The organism is Pseudoalteromonas sp. XMcav11-Q (genome assembly GCF_040104525.1).
Lineage (GTDB): Bacteria > Pseudomonadota > Gammaproteobacteria > Enterobacterales > Alteromonadaceae > Pseudoalteromonas.
In genome coordinates this window covers 100,379-119,920 of record NZ_JBECOX010000012.1, presented here as the reverse complement: position 1 = coordinate 119,920, position 19,542 = coordinate 100,379, and the positions used below count along the sequence as shown (strand labels likewise).

Annotated in this window: 17 protein-coding genes; 11 read left to right on the top strand and 6 right to left on the bottom strand. The window is 42.5% G+C overall.

Features of this window, described 5'->3' with window-relative positions; genetic code table 11:
• Positions 1-127: 127 nt before the first annotated feature.
• Together ABMY45_RS18205 and ABMY45_RS18200 are read right to left on the bottom strand one after the other, a co-directional pair.
• Positions 128-574, bottom strand: a complete 447-nt coding sequence (locus ABMY45_RS18205) for a DUF3010 family protein (protein ID WP_010604871.1) — start codon at positions 572-574, stop codon at positions 128-130.
• Positions 575-608: 34 nt separating this feature from the next.
• A complete protein-coding gene (locus ABMY45_RS18200) occupies positions 609-1,601 on the bottom strand; it encodes an endonuclease/exonuclease/phosphatase family protein (RefSeq protein ID WP_102056874.1) in 993 nt (330 codons plus the stop codon).
• 229 nt (positions 1,602-1,830) lie between these two features.
• Here ABMY45_RS18200 and thrS point away from each other — a divergent pair, with 229 nt between their 5' ends.
• The 4 genes from thrS (at position 1,831) to rplT (ending at position 5,118) form a co-directional block, all read left to right on the top strand.
• Positions 1,831-3,741 carry a threonine--tRNA ligase gene (gene thrS, locus ABMY45_RS18195; RefSeq protein ID WP_095729293.1) on the top strand — a complete coding sequence of 637 codons (1,911 nt, stop codon included), beginning with the start codon at positions 1,831-1,833 and terminating at the stop codon, positions 3,739-3,741.
• Positions 3,742-3,797: 56 nt separating this feature from the next.
• Positions 3,798-4,361, top strand: coding sequence for a translation initiation factor IF-3 (infC, locus tag ABMY45_RS18190; protein WP_095729294.1), 564 nt, complete (start codon positions 3,798-3,800; stop codon positions 4,359-4,361).
• A gap of 181 nt (positions 4,362-4,542) precedes the next feature.
• A complete protein-coding gene (rpmI, locus tag ABMY45_RS18185) occupies positions 4,543-4,743 on the top strand; it encodes a 50S ribosomal protein L35 (protein WP_010604868.1) in 201 nt (66 codons plus the stop codon).
• A 15-nt stretch (positions 4,744-4,758) separates the two neighbouring features.
• Positions 4,759-5,118 carry a 50S ribosomal protein L20 gene (rplT, locus tag ABMY45_RS18180; RefSeq protein ID WP_010376973.1) on the top strand — a complete coding sequence of 120 codons (360 nt, stop codon included), beginning with the start codon at positions 4,759-4,761 and terminating at the stop codon, positions 5,116-5,118.
• A 95-nt stretch (positions 5,119-5,213) separates the two neighbouring features.
• Here the strand turns inward: rplT and ABMY45_RS18175 are convergent, their stop codons facing one another.
• Positions 5,214-6,047: an SDR family oxidoreductase gene (locus ABMY45_RS18175; RefSeq protein WP_102056873.1), complete on the bottom strand. Its 834-nt coding sequence runs from the start codon at positions 6,045-6,047 to the stop codon at positions 5,214-5,216.
• Between the two features lie 126 nt (positions 6,048-6,173).
• Here ABMY45_RS18175 and ABMY45_RS18170 point away from each other — a divergent pair, with 126 nt between their 5' ends.
• From ABMY45_RS18170 to ABMY45_RS18145, 6 genes are all read left to right on the top strand, one after another.
• A complete protein-coding gene (locus ABMY45_RS18170) occupies positions 6,174-7,961 on the top strand; it encodes a M14 family metallopeptidase (RefSeq protein WP_239422489.1) in 1,788 nt (595 codons plus the stop codon).
• A gap of 2 nt (positions 7,962-7,963) precedes the next feature.
• Positions 7,964-8,605 (top strand): MBL fold metallo-hydrolase, encoded by a 642-nt coding sequence (locus ABMY45_RS18165; RefSeq protein ID WP_349289301.1) that lies wholly within the window; start codon positions 7,964-7,966, stop codon positions 8,603-8,605.
• Positions 8,606-8,716: 111 nt separating this feature from the next.
• Positions 8,717-9,175 (top strand): Lrp/AsnC family transcriptional regulator, encoded by a 459-nt coding sequence (locus ABMY45_RS18160; protein ID WP_010376979.1) that lies wholly within the window; start codon positions 8,717-8,719, stop codon positions 9,173-9,175.
• Positions 9,176-9,379: 204 nt separating this feature from the next.
• Positions 9,380-10,936: a SulP family inorganic anion transporter gene (locus ABMY45_RS18155; RefSeq protein WP_102056870.1), complete on the top strand. Its 1,557-nt coding sequence runs from the start codon at positions 9,380-9,382 to the stop codon at positions 10,934-10,936.
• 173 nt (positions 10,937-11,109) lie between these two features.
• The gene (locus ABMY45_RS18150) at positions 11,110-12,180 is read left to right on the top strand and encodes a histidine kinase (protein ID WP_010604863.1); all 1,071 of its coding nucleotides are present in this window, start codon (positions 11,110-11,112) and stop codon (positions 12,178-12,180) included.
• Positions 12,180-13,004 carry a LytTR family DNA-binding domain-containing protein gene (locus ABMY45_RS18145; RefSeq protein WP_010376983.1) on the top strand — a complete coding sequence of 275 codons (825 nt, stop codon included), beginning with the start codon at positions 12,180-12,182 and terminating at the stop codon, positions 13,002-13,004. The genes ABMY45_RS18150 and ABMY45_RS18145 overlap by 1 nt, the downstream gene beginning before the upstream one ends.
• 131 nt (positions 13,005-13,135) lie before the next feature.
• On the opposite strand, the gene pyk is transcribed toward ABMY45_RS18145, so the two are convergent.
• On the bottom strand, positions 13,136-14,569 hold the full coding sequence (pyk, locus tag ABMY45_RS18140) for a pyruvate kinase (RefSeq protein ID WP_102056869.1): 1,434 nt from the start codon (positions 14,567-14,569) through the stop codon (positions 13,136-13,138).
• 443 nt (positions 14,570-15,012) lie between these two features.
• On the opposite strand from pyk, the gene gndA reads away from it, so the two are divergent.
• The gene (gene gndA, locus ABMY45_RS18135) at positions 15,013-16,386 is read left to right on the top strand and encodes an NADP-dependent phosphogluconate dehydrogenase (protein WP_174168812.1); all 1,374 of its coding nucleotides are present in this window, start codon (positions 15,013-15,015) and stop codon (positions 16,384-16,386) included.
• Positions 16,387-16,484: 98 nt separating this feature from the next.
• On the opposite strand, the gene ansA is transcribed toward gndA, so the two are convergent.
• Positions 16,485-17,495 (bottom strand): asparaginase, encoded by a 1,011-nt coding sequence (ansA, locus tag ABMY45_RS18130; protein ID WP_010376991.1) that lies wholly within the window; start codon positions 17,493-17,495, stop codon positions 16,485-16,487.
• A 71-nt stretch (positions 17,496-17,566) separates the two neighbouring features.
• Positions 17,567-19,447 carry a signal peptide peptidase SppA gene (sppA, locus tag ABMY45_RS18125; RefSeq protein WP_174168813.1) on the bottom strand — a complete coding sequence of 627 codons (1,881 nt, stop codon included), beginning with the start codon at positions 19,445-19,447 and terminating at the stop codon, positions 17,567-17,569.
• Between the last annotated feature and the right edge of the window lie 95 nt (positions 19,448-19,542).

Here is a 19,542-nt window from a genome sequence, read left to right as displayed (position 1 = left end):
CGGAGGGCTGAATCAAATAAAAGCAAATTTTTTACAAGTATTTTATATTTGAATTATTTACAGAGGACATAAATGTGGAAGCAAATAAAAAGGCCAGTAGCTAAGTAACGGCTGGCCCTTGATATGATTATTCTTCTTTGCCGTATGTTTTACGAAGAATATAAACATAGGCATTGATGAAAGCTTGCTCTTGAAACTTTTTCAACCCAGTGTCTTCATAGTCAACAGGAATTGGGTTTCTTTTTAATTGCTCTTTTACTTCAGTGCCAGAAAGTAACTGCACGTCGACACCTGAAATTAACTGGATTGCAGCTTCCATTTTAAAACCAGCCGCACTACCTGCGAATTTGCCTTTGTGTGGGCGTTGACGAATGGCGATAGAATCTACGCCGTAATCTTCTACTAGTTTTGCAAAGTCGAATTGGAACTTGCGCATTTCATCAAGTTCTGTCCCTTGGTTACTTAACGTAAAGCGGCGCTGACGAATGTCTCTAATATCAAAAACATCATCTTCTTTCGTTAGCATACAAAGCAGAGCTTCGCTGCCTGAAATTTCAACCCCAAGTGTTCTCATTTTCGTGTCCAGATTATGCAAAAATTGAATTATCTCACAGTGTTATTTCTATTGCTATCGCTGCATGGTCAGAATAGCAAATATCTTCGTCTATACGCTTCGGATCAAGGTGAGCATCGTAACTGTAGTAATGTAACGACTTCACCTTGGGCGTTTCTCGGTTGGGATTGAATTCTTTTGAACAAAGAATGTAATCAAGTACGTTACCTTCACCTTGATAGTAATGACTGGCTGGTTTTTCTTTATGGTTGTTGTCGGCGTAAAGAAAACTGTCGAACAACCCGACACTATCAAAGCCATTACTAGCAAGGACGGGTGGAAAGGCTTGCGTCATAAAAGATAATGCCGGGCTGTCTAACGCATCATTGAAGTCGCCCATCACTAACGTTGCAGCCTGTTTCTCCCTTTGTGTCTTTAATGCATCGTAATAAATGATGGAAGCTTCGAGTGAACGTGAGATCTGCGACTGCATCGTACCAACGGTTTCGTGAAGCAATGTAAGTAGCGGGTCATCTTGATTGGAATCTCCCAGCATGTGGGCCATTGAATGCACGCGTTGAGACTTGAAGTGGACGGCATAACACGCCAGTAACCCGAAGCCTGGAATGTCGAATTTACATTTTATCGGGGTGCGATTGAATTTAAATTGATGTTGATTATTAAGGTATTCGAGTAATTCGGGGCAGGGCTCTAACGGCGCAAAGGATTTAAATGGTAGTTTTGATGCGATAGCGACCACGGGTTTAAACAGTACCGACGGGTAGACGTGATCAGGACTTGGCGCATCTACAGTGGCAAAGTGGACAAGACCCAAGTCTTCGCACAGCATCTGTAAGCTATCAGGTGAGAAGACCTCTTGAAACACAATGACATCGGGGTTTATATGCTGAATGAGTCCCGTGATGAACTGAGTTTTGGTTTGCCACTGTGTTTCATTATAGTGCTCATGAAGTTGATAAAAAGAATAAGGCGGCGCTGCAAAATTTAGTAGATTAAAGGTTGCAAACCGATAACGCTTTTTGGCCACGAAGAATTCCAAAATAGTTTTTGTAAATTAATAGATTAATTTTAGCTCTAGGCTTGCACTTAGCCAAGTAACACGCGAGAATAGTGATTCTTATTCGAAAGTCCTCGGATGAGCCGCGATAATTCGCGCAAGACAATGCTTATTCGTAAAAGCGTTGATAGGCACACTTTAAAATTAATTAAATACATGTGATGCATTGTAGGTGTCACCACTGTAAATAGGATTTATCATGCCAGTTATTACTCTCCCTGACGGCAGTCAGCGTATTTTTGAAAACCCTGTCACTACTCTAGAAGTCGCTCAAGACATCGGTCCAGGCCTTGCGAAAGCAACGATTGCTGGCCGTGTAAATGGCGTTCGTGTTGACGCTTGTGACCTCATCGAAAATGATTCAGCACTTGAAATCATCACCGCAAAAGACGACGACGGTCTTGAAATTATTCGTCACTCGTGTGCGCACTTGATTGGTCACGCTGTAAAACAATTGTTCCCAGAAGCTAAAATGGCGATTGGTCCTACTATCGACAACGGTTTCTATTACGATGTTGATCTAGAGCATTCGCTTACTCAAGAGGACCTTGAAGCGATAGAAAAGCGTATGTTGGAGTTGGCAAAAACCGACTACGACGTAGTAAAGAAAAAGGTGAGCTGGCAAGAAGCGCGCGATGCATTTGCAGCACGCGGTGAAACCTATAAGATGGAAATCCTAGACGAGAATATCGCGAAAGATGACCGCCCAGGTTTATATCACCACGAAGAATATGTTGATATGTGTCGTGGTCCGCACGTACCAAATATGAAGTTCTGTCACCACTTCAAGATTATGAAAGTGGCGGGCGCATACTGGCGCGGCAACTCAGAAAACAAGATGTTACAGCGTATCTACGGTACAGCTTGGGCTGACAAAAAGCAGCTAAAGGCGTATCTTAAGCGTCTAGAAGAAGCTGAGAAGCGTGATCACCGTAAAATTGGTAAAGCACTCGATCTGTGGCATTGGCAAGAAGAAGCGCCAGGCATGGTATTTTGGCACAATGATGGCTGGAGCATTTATCGTGAGCTTGAAGATTTTGTTCGCGAAAAACTACGCGAATATCAGTACGAAGAAGTAAAAGGTCCGTTGATGATGGACCGTGGTTTGTGGGAAAAATCAGGCCACTGGGACAAGTATTCAGATGCCATGTTCACGACTGAGTCAGAGAAACGTGAGTATGCTATTAAGCCGATGAACTGCCCAGGTCACGTGCAGATCTTTAACCAAGGTCTAAAGTCATACCGTGATTTACCATTGCGTATGGCTGAGTTTGGTTGTTGTCACCGTAATGAACCATCTGGTGCACTACATGGTTTGATGCGTGTTCGTGGATTTACACAAGACGATGCGCACGTATTCTGCACAGAAGAACAGATCATGGACGAAGTATCAGCATGTATCAAAATGGTGTATGATACGTATTCAACTTTTGGCTTCGAAAAGATCGTTGTTAAATTATCGACGCGCCCTGAAAAACGTATCGGTGAAGATGAAATGTGGGACAAAGCAGAAGCTGCACTTGCAGATGCTTTGAAAGCCAATGACATCGAGTTTGAATATTTACCAGGGGAAGGTGCGTTTTACGGACCGAAGATTGAATTCACGCTATATGACTGTTTAGAGCGTGCATGGCAATGTGGTACAGTGCAATTAGACTTTGCACTACCTGGCCGTTTAGGGGCAACATATGTTGCGGAAAATAACGAACGTAAAACCCCTGTTATGATCCATCGCGCAATTCTAGGCTCACTAGAGCGCTTTATTGGTATCCTAACGGAAGAATACGCTGGTCAATTCCCAACTTGGCTTGCACCAAAGCAAGTTGTGATCATGAATATCACGGACAAACAAGCCGATTATGTCCACGAAGTTGTACAAAAGTTGAATAAACTTGGAATAAGAGCTTGTGCCGACTTGAGAAATGAGAAGATTGGTTTTAAAATCCGCGAGCATACTTTAAAACGTATACCTTATTTACTAGTGGTGGGTGATAAAGAAGTCGAGCAACAAGAAGTTGCAGTAAGAACCCGTACTGGTGAAGATTTAGGTAAATTCTCGGTTGACGATTTCATCGCGAAAGTTAGCGAAGAGATTAAAAATCGACTATAAATATAAACTTGCGTGTACTTTACTTTTTCTGGTGCACGCATTTACTTTTGAATTTTTTGGAGGAACGTACCATTAGAGGCGGCAAAAAAGGGCAAAATAACGCTCAGAAAAATCGTATTAACGAAGAGATTACAGCGAAAGAAGTTCGCTTAATTGACGCTGAAGGCGAGCAAGCTGGCATTGTCTCAACAAGAGACGCACAAAACATGGCGGAAGAAGCCGGTCTAGATCTAGTTGAGATCAGTCCAAACGCTGAACCACCAGTTTGTAAAGTGATGGACTACGGTAAGTTCCTTTTTGAAAAAGCAAAAATCCAAAAAGAACAAAAGAAAAAGCAAAAGCAAATTCAGGTTAAGGAAGTTAAATTCCGTCCTGGTACTGATGTTGGTGATTACCAAGTTAAGCTACGTAGCCTTCGCAAGTTTCTTGAGGGTGGTGACAAAGCTAAAGTCACAATTCGCTTCCGTGGTCGTGAAATGGCGCACCAAGAAATTGGTATCGACCTGTTAAACCGTATCAAGACTGAGTTGGAAGATATCGCATCTGTTGAGTCTTTCCCGAAAAAAGTGGAAGGTCGTCAGATGATAATGATGATGGCACCTATTGCTAAAAAGTCTTAATCTCGGCATAATACGTATCGAATTTAACGCAGGTCTCAAGTGCTAACGCCACCTGCGTTATCCGGTTCTAAAGTAAGGTATTGATCCTTCACCGGTTTTAGGTAGTAAGCTAGGCCTACAAGTGAGTTTATCTCCGCCTACTTACATTGTGTTAAAGCAATATCATTCGGAGTTATTGCAAATGGCTTATAAGCTAAAATCACACAGAGGTGCTGCTAAGCGCTTCAAAAAGACTGCTTCTGGCGGTTACAAGCGTAAACAGTCGCATCTTCGTCACATTCTGACTAAGAAATCTTCAAAGCGTAAATTACACCTTCGTGCTAAGTCTATGGTTCATAAGAATGACCTAGGCCTAATCGATCGTATGTTACCATTCGCTTAATAGAGGATATCAGAAATGGCAAGAGTTAAACGCGGCGTAGTTGCACGTGCACGTCACAAAAAAGTATTAAAGCAAGCTAAAGGTTACTATGGAGCGCGTTCACGCGTTTACCGCGTAGCTTTCCAAGCGGTAACTAAAGCTGGTCAATATGCTTACCGTGACCGTCGTGCTAAGAAACGTACTTTCCGTCAACTATGGATTGCTCGTATCAACGCAGCTGCACGTCAAAATGGTCTTTCTTACAGCCGTTTCATCAATGGCCTTAAAAAGTCATCGATTGAAATTGATCGTAAGATCCTAGCTGATATCGCAGTATACGACCAAGTAGCTTTCGCAGCACTAGTTGCTAAAGCAAAAGATGGTCTAGCTGCTTAATAAGCAGAACTAGAATTAGTCTTAGGACTAAACCTGGTATTGAAAAGGAGCCTTTGGCTCCTTTTTTAGTTTTATATTCGTTATAAACTCTAACGTTAGCGGTTTTTTATTAAGATTTTATCCAGCATCTTACTGCTCAATATTCGTTTTAAGTATCCCATCAAATAGGTCGGAAACGTGACGTAATATCTTGGCTTTGCAGTCTTAGCACTCAGCGCGTGTTGCAGCACTTTATAAACAGCTTCTGGCCCCAAAGTGAATTTTTGCGGAGCTTCTTCTGAGCTTAATCGGTTAAGCTGTGCCTGATATGCATCGTGATGTACGCTATTTTCGTGATCGATATTCGCTAAAAAGGCGTGTTTCGCGTTTTCTCTAAATTTAGACAAAATTGGACCTGGCTCTATTAGGCTAACTTGAATATTGCTACCTGAGAGCTCCATGCGTAGGGTATCGGTAAGTCCTTCAAGTGCAAATTTGCTCGCGTTATAGGCGCCGCGATATGGCAGTGCGACTAATCCAAGCACGGATGAGTTATGAACAATGCGGCCTGCGCCTTGCTTACGCATTTGCTCAACTGCGAGACAGGTGAGCGTATGCCAGCCAAAAAAATTAACTTCAAATTGTTGCCGTAACACGTCTGTAGGCAAGTCTTCTACCGCACCAGGTTGGCCGTAGGCTCCGTTATTGAATAAGGCGTCTAGCTGACCATTTGCGATTGTCAAAGCTTGGTTAAAGCCATCGTTTATACTTTGCTCACATGCTAAATCTAGCAGAATACATTGAATGTTTGTGCCTTCAAATTTATTCAAGTCTTTTGCATTTCTAACCGAAGCAATAACTTGATATCCTGCTTTTGACAATTGCACAGCGCAGTAATAACCAATCCCGCTAGAACAACCTGTGATTAAAATTGATTTTTGTACGCTCATTTGATCCCTAAAGTTATGGTTATCTGCGATTAACTGCAAATTTTTGTTGAATCACCGCACATTGTAAGCCGATATCTAAAATATTGATATAATTGGCAGATAAAAGCAGAGGAATAGAGAAATATGATGAGTTCCAGCATTATTATGCTTACTGCAATGCTAGGTATGAACGGTCATTTACCACCCTTGATGGAGTGGCAGGGCAAAAGCGAACAACTATTACAACAACAGGGCCCATTAACGACTGATTTTGAACTAAGCGGTGCGATAGATTCTCCTAATTACGCAGATACGATGGCATTTGTTGACCGCCTAGTGGCTGCCAATCCGACCCAATTTAAGCTAGAGACCATTGGGTTTAGCAATAGTAATCGCGCAATTAAGATGATTGTTGCAACGGAGCAGGGCGGTGATAAATCAAATGTTATTAATAATGGCAAGCCAACCATTTTAGTACAAGCTGGTATTCATGCCGGAGAAATTGACGGCAAAGATGCCATGTTTATGTTGTTTCGCGATGTTGCAACAGGTAAGCGCCGTGATATTTTGACGAAAGTGAATTTACTCTTTATCCCTATTCTCAACGTCGATGGGCATGAAAGACGCAGTGAGTTTAACCGTATAAATCAACGCGGCCCGACTGTTATGGGCTTTAGGACCAATGCCAATAACTTAAATCTGAATCGTGATTACACTAAATTGGACACGCCAGGAGTCAAGGCGGTCATGCAGGTAATTAACGAATACAATCCGGATCTGTACATTGATGTTCATGTAACGGATGGCGCAGACTACCAATACGATGTCACTTATGGTTTTAACCCGACTTTTGCAAGTGAGTCACCGGCAATAGCTGAGGTGTTAGAGAATCAGATTTCGCCACAAATTAATGCAGCGCTTGCTGCTCAAGGACATATTCCTGGTCCACTTGTGTTTGTGATGGATAAACGAGACTTTAAAAAAGGGCTGGCTGGATGGGTGGCAACGCCGCGATTTTCAAATGGTTGGGGAGATTTAAAGGGACTGCCGACTATACTGGTAGAAAATCACTCATTAAAACCCTATAAGCAGCGTGTACTGGGCACCTATGTGTTTATGGATGGCGTTATCAGTGGCCTCTCAAGCAATATTCAGGCATTACGAGAAGCGGTTCAAAAAGAGGCCGAATTCACACCTAAACAATTGGTAGTTGAACGCAGCTATGCAAAAGAGCCCGACTACATTCAATTTAAAGGCATCCAATACAAGCAGTTTGAAAGTGCATTGTCTGGTCATTTGGAAGCTAAGTACTTAGGCGAGCCACAAAACTATGAGAAGCTGCCAATTTATTGGCAGAAGGAAGTAAAAACAGCGGTGAATGTACCTGAGCAGTTTTACATTCCACCCGCATACCCTGAAGTGGTCGAAAAATTAAAACTGCATGGAATAACCGTTTCTACATTACCAGATGGAACGGTAGTGGAAAAAGTAAGTCAAGCTACAGTAAAAGACTACAAGTTCGATACTGCTCCTTTTGAAGGGCGCTTTAGAGTGAATGCGACTTTCGACATTAAGGAGCTCTCAGATAAGGTCGATCTCAGTGGGTGGTATAAAGTGGCAACGGCGCAAAAATCTGGAGAGCTGGTGACTCACTTACTACATCCAGAAGCGCCTGACTCATTTTTTGCTTGGGGGGAGTTCAATACTATCTTCCAACGTACAGAATATGTTGAAAATTATGCACTTGAACCTTTTGCACGAAAAATGCTAAAACAAAATCCAGCTATGGCATTAGCCTTTGATAAAAAAATACGTGAAGACAAGCAGTTTGCAAACGATCCAAAAGCGCGGATGGAGTGGCTTTATGCAAGAACGCCGTTTTATGATAAAGCGTATCTTAAATATCCTGTTTTGATGTCGTTTGGAGCAAACTAACCATGCAAGTGTTTACCATTCCAGTTACACCATTTATGCAAAATTGTCGTGTCATTGTGTGTCCAGAAACACAAGCCGCTGTAATTGTAGACCCAGGTGGTGAAGCGGAAAAAATTATTGCGCAGTTGAACACACAAGGGGTAGCGCCAAGCATGATTTTGCTTACCCACGCGCACCTTGATCATGTGGGAGCAAGTACAGTATTAAGTGAGCATTTTAATATCGAGATTATCGGGCCTCATCAGAGCGACCAATTTTGGCTGGAAGCCTTGCCAATGCAATCACAGATGTTTGGTTTTCCTAATCATGAAGCTTTTTTACCATCTAAGTGGTTAAATGATGGGGATAAGGTTAAAGTGGGGAACCTCGCACTCGAAGTCAGACATTGTCCAGGGCATACTCCGGGGCATGTGGTTTTTTATGAACCAAGCTCAAAACAGGTCTTAGTAGGAGATGTGTTGTTTAAAGGCTCTGTTGGTCGTACTGACTTTCCAAAAGGCGATGCAGCCCAACTAAAACAGTCTATACAAGATAAGCTGTTTACTTTGCCTGATGAGGTCGTGGTGCATTCTGGCCATGGTGAAAATACCTCAATTGGCTTCGAAAAGGCGACAAATCCTTTTATGAGTGGCCGATTTGGTTAGATATAGTGGAAGTGGCATAGTAGTGATGTGCATTTTTTAATTTGCTATGCTTCAGGGAATAACAATCAGCATCGGTTAATAGACTGGTGTGCTAATTAAACTAGAATAGATATGTCATTAAACCAAGTAGATCGCCAGATACTGGCATTGTTACAGCAAGACGCAAGTCTTTCTACCGCTGAAATCGCTGATAAAGTAGGGCTATCTCAGTCACCTTGTTGGCGTCGCATCGCTAAATTAGAGCAAGACGGCTACATCAAAGGCAAAGTTGCATTGCTGGATGAGAAGAAACTCGGATTTGATATGTTGGTTTATGCGCATGTTAGGCTTTCAAACCATGGCCGCAACAACCTTGCCGAGTTTGAAAAATTGATCTTAAGTTATGACGAAGTGACAGAGTGCTACTCTATGGCAGGCACCATGGACTTTATGTTGCGTATCATTTCGAAAGGCATTGAAGGTTATGAGCAATTTGTTCGTGATAACTTACTTAATTTAGAGTTCGTCCAAGAAGTACATTCAAATGTTACAATGACTTGCGTTAAGCGCAGCACTTCCTTACCACTTTAATGCAATTTGTTGCCCTGCTTCGTTGGGTAGGGCTTCCCGTCATCTTTTCACCATTGTTCTATACTACAATACAGACCGCTTTATTAAGTTATGTATTGCAAGCGAGTTTGTGATACAGGCTTGTATCTTATTTGTTAAAGGCGCTGCTTTTTGCTAAAATCCGCCGCCTTTGTGTTCATAGTCAATTCACACCAGAGGATATTGATGTTTAATCTTATCAGCAAAGCGCCTAGCTCTGCTAAAAACGATGTACTGTCTGGGCTTACGGTCGCTTTGGCACTTGTGCCTGAGGCTGTGGCTTTCGCTTTTGTTGCACAAGTAGACCCATTAGTCGGTTTATATGCAGCATTTATTGTCGGTCTTGTGACTTCAATCTTTGGTGGTAGGCCGGGTATGATCTCGGGTGCAACAGGGGCTCTTGCCGTGGTAATGGTGAGTCTCGTTATTGATCATGGTGTCGAGTATCTTTTTGCAACTGTATTACTCATGGGGCTCTTACAAATACTCGCAGGTATATTTAAGCTTGGCAAGTTTATACGTATGGTACCGCACCCTGTGATGCTAGGCTTTGTGAATGGTTTAGCCATCGTTATCTTTCTTGCGCAACTTGGTCAGTTCAAAGTACTTAATAGTGAAGGTGAGCTGACTTGGATGCAAGGGGAAACCCTTTATGTGATGGTGGGCTTGGTAGCATTGACTATGGCCATCATTCACTTTCTACCAAAGCTAACAACTGCAGTTCCGTCTAGCCTAGCGGCAATTTTAGTGGTAACTGGTATTGTTATTGGTTTAGATTTAGACGCTCGTAATGTGCTTGATTATCTGAAAGATATGTCAGGTAACGTAGATGCAACGATTGCCGGTGGTTTTCCTGCTTTCCATATTCCAGAAGTTCCTTGGACATTTGAAACATTTAAAATTATCTTCCCATACGCGCTTATCCTAGCGGCGATTGGTTTGATTGAATCTTTATTAACGCTCACGCTAATCGACGAAATCACCGAAACACGTGGTCACAGTAACCGCGAATGTATCGGCCAAGGTGCGGCTAATGTTACTTGTGGTGTGTTTGGTGCGATGGGTGGTTGTGCGATGATTGGGCAATCAATGATCAATATTAATTCTGGTGGCCGTAGCCGTTTGTCAGGTATCACAGCAGCATTATTACTACTTGTATTTATTCTGTTTGCAGCAAGCCTTATTGAGATGATCCCGCTAGCGGCGTTAGTTGGTGTAATGTTTATGGTGGTATTGGGGACTTTTGAATGGTCAAGTTTTAGATTAATTAGAAAGATCCCTAAATCAGATGCATTTGTAATCGTCTTGGTGTCGGGGGTTACAGTGATTACAGATTTGGCCATCGCAGTTTGCGTTGGTGTCATTGTTTCGGCACTGGTATTTGCGTGGGAGCATGCGAAACATATTTACACCAATAATTATATTGATGAGCAAGGCTCAAAAGTGTACGAATTACACGGACCTCTATTTTTTGGGTCGGTGAAAAACTTTGCAGAGCTGTTTGACGTTAATAATGATCCAGACGACATCATTGTAGAATTTAAACATAGTCGTGTTGCCGATCATAGTGCAATTGAAGCAATAGATACGCTAGCTGAACGTTATAAAAAGGCTGGTAAGACGCTTCATCTTCGCCACTTGAGCCAAGACTGTAAAGTACTGCTAAGTAAGGCTAAAGATCTCGTTGAGTTAGACGGCCAAGCAGATCCTACCTATAAAGTGGCATCTGACAAGCTTGCTTAAGAGCGACAGTTTGAATAGATGAAGATAAATTAACTGGTTAATTTATTTCAAAAAAAGGCACTGAGGTGCCTTTTTTATTTGCGGCAGGGCGTGTAAAAACTGAGACCACCAGCAGTGAATAGAGACGACATGCTGAGATATAATCCAGTTAAGATAGAAGAGGTATAATCATTTTGAAGTGGCAATCACTGGTTGATAACAGGCAGAGATTTTTCTGGGTATTACAAATAGCTGGTTGGCTGGGCTACGCGCTAGTTAACTATATTGGCTCAAAAGTCTTTGAAATGCGGGATATTTATGTATTTGTCATCGCTTTAAATGCCTACGCAGGTTGTTTGATGACCGTACCGCTACGATACCTCTATCGTAAAATTTGGAATGCAACACCGTTGGTGCTGATATTCGTTGTGTTTACGGCGTCATATGTAACTGGAACACTATGGGCGGTCGTTCAGAAGTTTAATCATTGGGAAATTTATCGTCACGGGTATCGACCTGATGAATGGTTTTATTACTTACAGCAGGGACTAGACTCTGTCTATATCATACTCTGTTGGAGTGGACTGTATTTTGGTATTAAGTATTACCAGTTGTTACAAAGTGAGCGTCAAAAGGCGTTGAAAGCCAATACTATGGCCCATGAAGCGCAATTGAAAATGTTGCGTTATCAACTGAATCCGCATTTTCTATTCAATACCCTTAATGCAATTTCGACGCTTATATTGGTTGAAGAAAATAAAGATGCGAATCAAATGGTCTCAAGGCTCAGTGATTTCTTGCGCCATACATTAAATACAGATCCGATAAAAAAGGTACCGCTTGAGCAAGAGTTACATGCGTTGAGACTGTACTTAGAAATTGAAAAGGTCCGTTTTGATGAGCGCTTATCTATTGAGCTTGATGTGACAGAAGAGGCTGAACAGGCGTTGGTACCTAGCTTGATCCTACAACCACTCATTGAAAACAGCATTAAATACGCAATTGCCCATATGGAGCATGGCGGCAAAATTGAAATAAAAGCGCAGGTGTTTGCCAATGAACTACTCTTGGAAGTAGGAGACAATGGTCCTGGCGCAGAATTGGAAGATGGGCAACTGAAAAGTGCACAGGGAGTGGGTTTAGCGAATACCAAAGACCGTTTAAAAACCTTGTACGAAAACAACTATTCATTTGTGCTCTCGGATAATGAGCCAACTGGTTTGAAGGTAAACATTCGCGTTCCATATGAAAGGGCGAAGAAGTAATGAGCAAAATTAGAACACTAATCGTAGATGATGAACCGTTAGCGAGAAAAGGGCTAGCGGTAAGGTTAAGAGATTTTTCTGAAATTGAAGTTGTAGAATTGTGTGGCAGTGGTCAACAAGCAATCGATCTATGCAAATCTGAGGACATAGATCTGGTCTTTCTCGATATTCAAATGCCGAACATGAATGGCTTTGAAGTAGCGAGAGCGCTGAGTGAAAGTGTTAAACCATTGCCTGCTATCGTATTTGTAACCGCGTTCGACCAATATGCTGTAAAGGCATTTGAGATCCATGCGCTGGATTACATCTTAAAACCCGTTGATGACAACAGATTAAAACAGGCGGTGGAGAAAGTGCAAAGCTATTTAAAAACACAACAAGACAATGCGCATAAGAAAAAGCTAGCCAGCTTTGTTGCAGGGATCACTGGTAATAACTGTGAAGAAATCCTTAAAAAACTTGCAACAGGAGATACAATTGAAGATAAAAAATTCCCGGAGTCGCTCGCGGTAAAAGAGCAGGGTGAAATCATTCGAGTATCTACATCGTCAATTCAGTGGATTGATGCAGCCGGTGACTACATGTGCTTACACTGTAGCGATGGTCAGACTCATATTTTACGTAAAACAATGAAAGATCTAGAACAAGAGTTAGATCCAACGTTATTTGTGCGCGTACATCGCTCTGCAATTGTTAATACTAAGCAGATCAGTAAACTAGTCACACAAAGCAGTGGCGAGTATTTATTGGTACTTGAGAATGGTCAAGAGCTTAAAGTCAGCCGTAGTTACCGTGACAAAGTAAAGGCCGCACTCGCAAGCTAATAAAAGCGCGAGCTAAAGTGATTTGCGCCGTGTTTAGCCTACGGTGACGTAGTGTATTTTATGTGCTTGTACACTTTAGAGTATTCTAAGGAAAGATGAACTAGGCAGCAAGGCTACCTAGTTCAACGCTTTTACACTGTGACGATTTTCAGCGTGTTACTGGCGCCGATAGTTTCCATCTTATCACCGTGTGTGATGATCACTGTGTCGCCTTTTTCCAATGAGCCAGCAGCAACTAGCGTATCAAGCGCTTCGCGAACAGTTGAATCATCTGAGCATTGCGTCGAGTCAAATCTTACCGGATATACACCACGATAGAGTGATGCCTGCCCAAGTGTTGATTGATGGCGAGACAGTGCGTAAATAGGCAATCCAGAACTGATACGAGACATTAATTTTGCGGTATTACCCGATTCAGTTAGTGCGACAATCGCCTTTACTGAATCTAAATGGTTCGCAGCGTACATTGCCGACAGCGCGATAGTTTCACAGGTATCAGCAAAACGGCTGTCTAAACGATGTTTAGAGATATGGATCTGCGGTTGAGATTCAGCACCTAAACACACACGTGCCATTGCCGCGACCGTTTGCTCAGGATAATCACCAGCAGCGGTTTCTGCTGAAAGCATTACCGCATCTGTGCCATCAAGCACTGCGTTTGCAACATCCATAACTTCAGCACGTGTTGGCATTGGGTTGTCAATCATTGACTCCATCATTTGGGTGGCAGTGATCACAGTACGGTTTAGTGAGCGGGCACGGCTGATAATTTGCTTCTGTTTACCAACAAGAGCGGCATCGCCAATTTCTACACCTAAATCACCACGGGCAACCATCACCGCATCAGAAGCCAATACGATATCGTCAATCGCTTCTACGGTTTCAACCGCTTCTGCACGTTCGATTTTTGCAAGTAACTGTGCATTAGAACCTGCTTTCTCCGCCAACCCTCTAACGTAACGCATGTCGTCACCACTGCGAGGGAACGAAACCGCAATATAATCCACACCAATTTCAGCTGCTGTGATCAAATCTTCTTTGTCTTTGTCAGTAAATGCAGGTGCTGTTAAGCCGCCGCCTAAACGGTTGATCCCTTTATTGTTCGACAATACGCCGCCAACTTTAACACTAGTGTGAACCAAGTGACCTTGTACTTCTTCAACAACAAGCTGAATAAGTCCATCGTTTAATAACAGCAAATCACCTTGTTTTACGTCATTCGGTAATTCTTTATAGTCGATACCCACGGCTTCAACGTGACCTTGGCCAGGCTCCATTTTTGCATCGAGCGTGAATTTTACACCCACTTCTAAGAACACTTTGCCTTCTTTAAATGTTGAAACGCGGATTTTAGGACCTTGCAAATCTGCAAGGATCGCTACATTTACACCTAAGCGTTTAGCAATTTCGCGAACGGCTTCGGCTCTATTTTTGTGATCTTGAGCTACACCGTGTGAAAAGTTTAGTCTGACTACGTTGGTGCCGGCACGAATGATTTTTTCTAAGTTGTTATCTCTATCCGTCGCTGGCCCCAGTGTTGCGACGATTTTTGTGCGTCTAAGCATCAGATTCTCCTGTTAGCTTATCAAGGTAAGCAAAAACTTATGAATGTGTTAAAAGTAAATCAAAATTGCTGTTTTTTTACACATGCCACATTGTAAAATCACGATTTAACTAATTAGAGCATAAAGAATTATGCAAAACCCTTTTTAACACTCGAATTAAGTTATATGATCTATATGTCATCATTATGACACCGGTGTCAGTGGCCGTCAATCTCGAATATTCTACCTTACAGCTTAGGGGGACCATTTGAGATTTATCACAAAATTGGTGAATTCGTGCTGCTGTCACTATATTGCTATACAGTGAATTGTGTTAGCTGTCATATTTTGGGGACCGGTATGATACCAGTGAATTGTGTGTCTCGCTGGTCAATCATGGTCGCTCAGGTATAATGCACATACACGAACGCATAAAGTTTTGATGTTACCGAGGAGGAAACTAAATGCAGGTTGCATTAGTTGGTTTGGGTGTGATGGGTAAAAACCTCGCGCTAAATCTAATTGAGAAGGGGATGACCTTAGTCGCTTATGACAAGAACCCCGAAGTAGGTGCGGAATTATTGAGTTGCGCACAGTCGTTAGGTATGGCGGAGCGCTTACACATAGTGTCTGATCTCGGTGATATGATCAGAAGATTAGAGACTCCTCGCTCGATTTTATTACTCGTTCCAGCAGGTGAACTAGTAGATAAAGTTTGTAGCGATTTGGTTGAAGCTGGAGTTGAGAAAGACGATATCATCGTTGACTGTGGTAACAGTAATTACAAAGATGGTATTGCACGTAAATTGAAATATCAGAATAAATTTGAGTTTGCCACTATGGGGATTTCTGGCGGTGCCGAAGGTGCACGCCATGGTCCTGCAATGATGGCAAGTGGTTCAGAAGGTGGCTGGGAGCGTATCGAGCCTTGGTTCGAAAAAGTTGCTGCGAGCTACAACAACGAATCATGTTTCGCGCGTGTAGGGCAATCGGCCAGCGGTCACTTTGTTAAAATGGTGCACAATGGTATTGAGTATGCGTTGATGCAGCTTATTGCCGAGCTTTATCAATTGCTACGCTTGGGGACCGGTCGCTCTCCTAAAGAAGTTGCTGAGATTTTTGAATCTTGGTCTGAAGGTAAATTAAATAGTTATCTACTTGCAATTTCTAGCCACATTTTAAGTCTAGAAACAGATCAGGGCGAGTCTTTAGTCGACCTTATCGACAATAAGGTAGGAGCTAAGGGCACTGGCCTTTGGACGGCGCAAAACGCACTGGAGCTTGGTATTGCCGTACCTTCGCTTGTGGCTGCGGTACAAGCTCGCCATCTCACCAATACTATTGATACTCCAGCTGCAAAAGAAATGACGTATGCGAATAAATCAACGCAAACAATTGAGGTTGATTTAGACGAGTTAAAAGATGCGTTTTATTTTGCCAGTTTGCTATGCTACCGCCAAGGTCTTGCACTGATTAAGGGCGCGTCTCGTGCACACCAATGGAAAGTAGATCTCAATAAAACGCTACAAACCTGGCGTGCGGGCTGTATTATCCGAGCTGATTACTTAGACGATATTGCTGAAGGTGTTGAATTTATCGATTCACTTGAGAAGCCTGCACTTGCACTACGTAGTGTTACAGGTAAAGCGGTGGCGACTGGTTTGTCTTTCCCAGTGCTTGCTGCGACGCAAACTTATATTGCAACACTGAGCACGCCAAGCAACGGACACTTGGTGCAAGCACAGCGTGATTACTTTGGTGAGCACGGTGTAAAGACACACAGTGGTGAAACTTGTCACCTTACTGATCTTGTCGATATCGAAGCAAAAGTTAGATAATAATCGACGTTCGGAGTAGTTCGAGCTGATTTAAAAGCCGTGGTGAAGATATCACGGCTTTTTTGTTGCGATACTTTTCGCTTTATTGATATCGATTACTATCGAGTTAGCTCGCCGCGCAGATTGTCTTGCATCAAATGGCGGATCGTTTCTAGCTCAAGCTGCTGGCTAAATAAATAGTGTAGCTTTGTTAAGCACGCTTCTAGTGTCATATCGTAGCCACTGATCACACCACAGTTTAATAACGCATTTCCTGTCGCGTAGCCGCCCATATTCACTTTTCCTTGAATACATTGGGTGAGGTTGATAATTACCACTCCGCGATCGCTGATTGCTTTAAGCTCAGTTAAAAAATGCTCGTCTTGTGGCGCGTTACCAACACCAAAGCTCAATAAGATTAATGCTTTCATCTCACCACGCATTAGGTTCTTAAGGATTTCTGTTGAGATCCCAGGATACAAATGCATTACCGCGATAGGTTGAGGTGAAATCTTGGTGACTTGCAAGCTTTGCTCAACGTAAGGGCTTAGCTTCCCTTCGATCAGCTGAATATTGATCCCAGCTTGTGCCAGCGGCGAAAGGTTTGGAGAGGCGAATGCATCGAAGCCATCAGCATGAGCTTTGATTGCTCTATTACCGCGGTAAAGTTTATTGTTGAAAAACAAACTCACTTCGGCGATAGGGTAGTTAGCAGCCAAATACATCGCGTTTAACAGATTCACTTGACCATCAGAGCGCAGTTGTGACAACGGAATTTGAGAGCCGGTCACTATCACAGGTTTAGTTAAGTTCTCAAACATAAAGGATAGCGCAGAGGCAGTATAGGCCATGGTATCTGTGCCATGGAGCACCACAAAACCATCGTAGTCGTGATATTTTGATTGAATGTCATCCGCGATAAGCTGCCAGTGATGCGGTGACATATCTGACGAATCAATTAACGGGCAATATTCATGAATATCAAAAAGCGGCATTTCATCGCGAGTAAACTCAGCGTTATTTTTTACCGTATCTGTTAGATATCCCGCAACCGGAACGTAACCGCGACTGGATTGCTTCATACCAATGGTACCACCGGTATAGGCGATATATATTTTTTTTCTTTTCATAAAAAAGCCCAGAATAAAATCTGGGCTCAGTATAACAATTACAGCACCACAATTGCAGTGCTTAATCGATTTTACTCAGGTGAAACGTTACACACTAAGCAAAGCGTATAGACATGGTTAGGGTCGTTAAGCTGGCCTAACATTTGAGTTTGTAGTGCTATTGTATTGCTAACGCTGTCTAGGGCATTTAATGCAGTTTTTGCGAATATTGATTGCTCAGGTACAAGGGCACTAATGGCACTTTGCACCATAGACGCACCAAATAATTGCTGCATCAGCTTTTCTTGCTCGGTGAGTGTTTGTTCAATAGTGATAACATCATACATCTCTAAATTAGCAAGACTTGCAGCCGCTTCAATGGCATCATTTTTGTTACCTAACTTATCGACTAGGCCAAAATCAAGCGCCTGAGTTGCTAGCCATACTCGTCCTTGCGCAACCTCATTAACCGCTGACTTATCAAGGTTTCGTTCGGTTGCAACCATGGAAATAAATTTATCATAGGCATCTTCAACGCCCATTTGGATTAGATTTTTATAGCCACCATCTATCCCTCTGAATGGAGATTGGCCTTTTAGTTCGGTTGTCGCGACACCATCAGAGTATATTCCTAATGAGTTTGCTGCATTTTCAAAGGTCATTATCATGCCAAATACACCAATAGAACCCGTGATAGTGCTTGGCGATGCCCAAATTTCATTAGCTGATGCCGCAATCCAATAACCGCCGGAAGCTGCAACTGAACCCATTGATGCTATCACGGGTTTTCCTGCGGCCTTTAGTGCAATAACTTCATTACGAATGGTTTCAGAAGCAAACATGCTACCACCGCCAGAGTCAATTCTTAATACAACGGCTTTCACTTTGTCGTTAAGGCGAGCCTTCTTAAGTAGTGCTGCTGTTGAATCGCCACCAATAGCTCCCGCTTTACGCTTGCCATCAGAGATTTGACCTTTAGCAACAACCACAGCGACTTTCTCGGTAAATGGATTTTCTGCAAACTCTTTAGGCGGTAACGTCGATAGATATTGACTGAACGAGACCTGTTTAAAAGATTTTCCCTTTGCATCAAGACCAACTTCATCGATCAGTTTCTGAGCAAATGCTTGATTGGTGGTTAATGCATCGACCCATTGGTTGTCGATAGCATATTTGGCGGAATCGCCTTGTGCAGCTTCCATTTTGTCTGTTAATGCTGCGAAGGTTTCATCAAAATTAGCCACATCAAAACCGCGGTTTTCGGCTACTTCTGTTTTATATTGTGTCCAAAGCGGGGTGATCCATCCAAGATTTGATTCTTTTGCTTCTGGTGACATATCGCTGCGAATATAAGGTTCAACGGCCGACTTGTATGTACCAACGCGGAAAATATGCTGCGTAACTTTAAGCTTATCAAGCGCCTCTTTGAAATACAGCGGGTACATGCCAAAACCGGTGATGTTAACCCCACCGTAAGGATGTAGAGAAATTTCATCGGCTACTGAGGCGAGATAATATTGAGCTTGAGTGTAATAAGCGCCGTGAGCATAGATTTTTTTGCCCGCAGCTTTGAATTGCGCGAGCGCGTCTTTGATATCTCGTAATTTGTCGAGATGGGCGCTATGAAGACGTTGTAAATCAAGATACATCACTGTAATGCGGTCATCTTGAGCTGCTTTATTGATAACATCAATGACATCATCTAACAAAATTTCACTTGGCTCTTCTGAATCGGCGAAAGCATCACTCATGGCCGCCTCAACTGGGTCAACATAGGTCAATTGTTCGACTATGATACCGTTTAGGTTTAAACGTAATACGCTTTTACTTTCGACCTCAACCTGATCCTCACCAGATACAATGCTTATCACTATGGCGATAAGAATGAATAAAAACAGCAGATTTAGAATTAATCGCCTAGAAAAGTTCAGTGTGGCCCAAATGCCCTTAAAAATATTCGCTATCAGTTTCAAAATGATCCCTTATGCTTAACTTCAATACAACTCTATACATTTATCATATATCAGAGCGAGTTTCATGAATAATAGAAAAACGTAACGAAGTATTT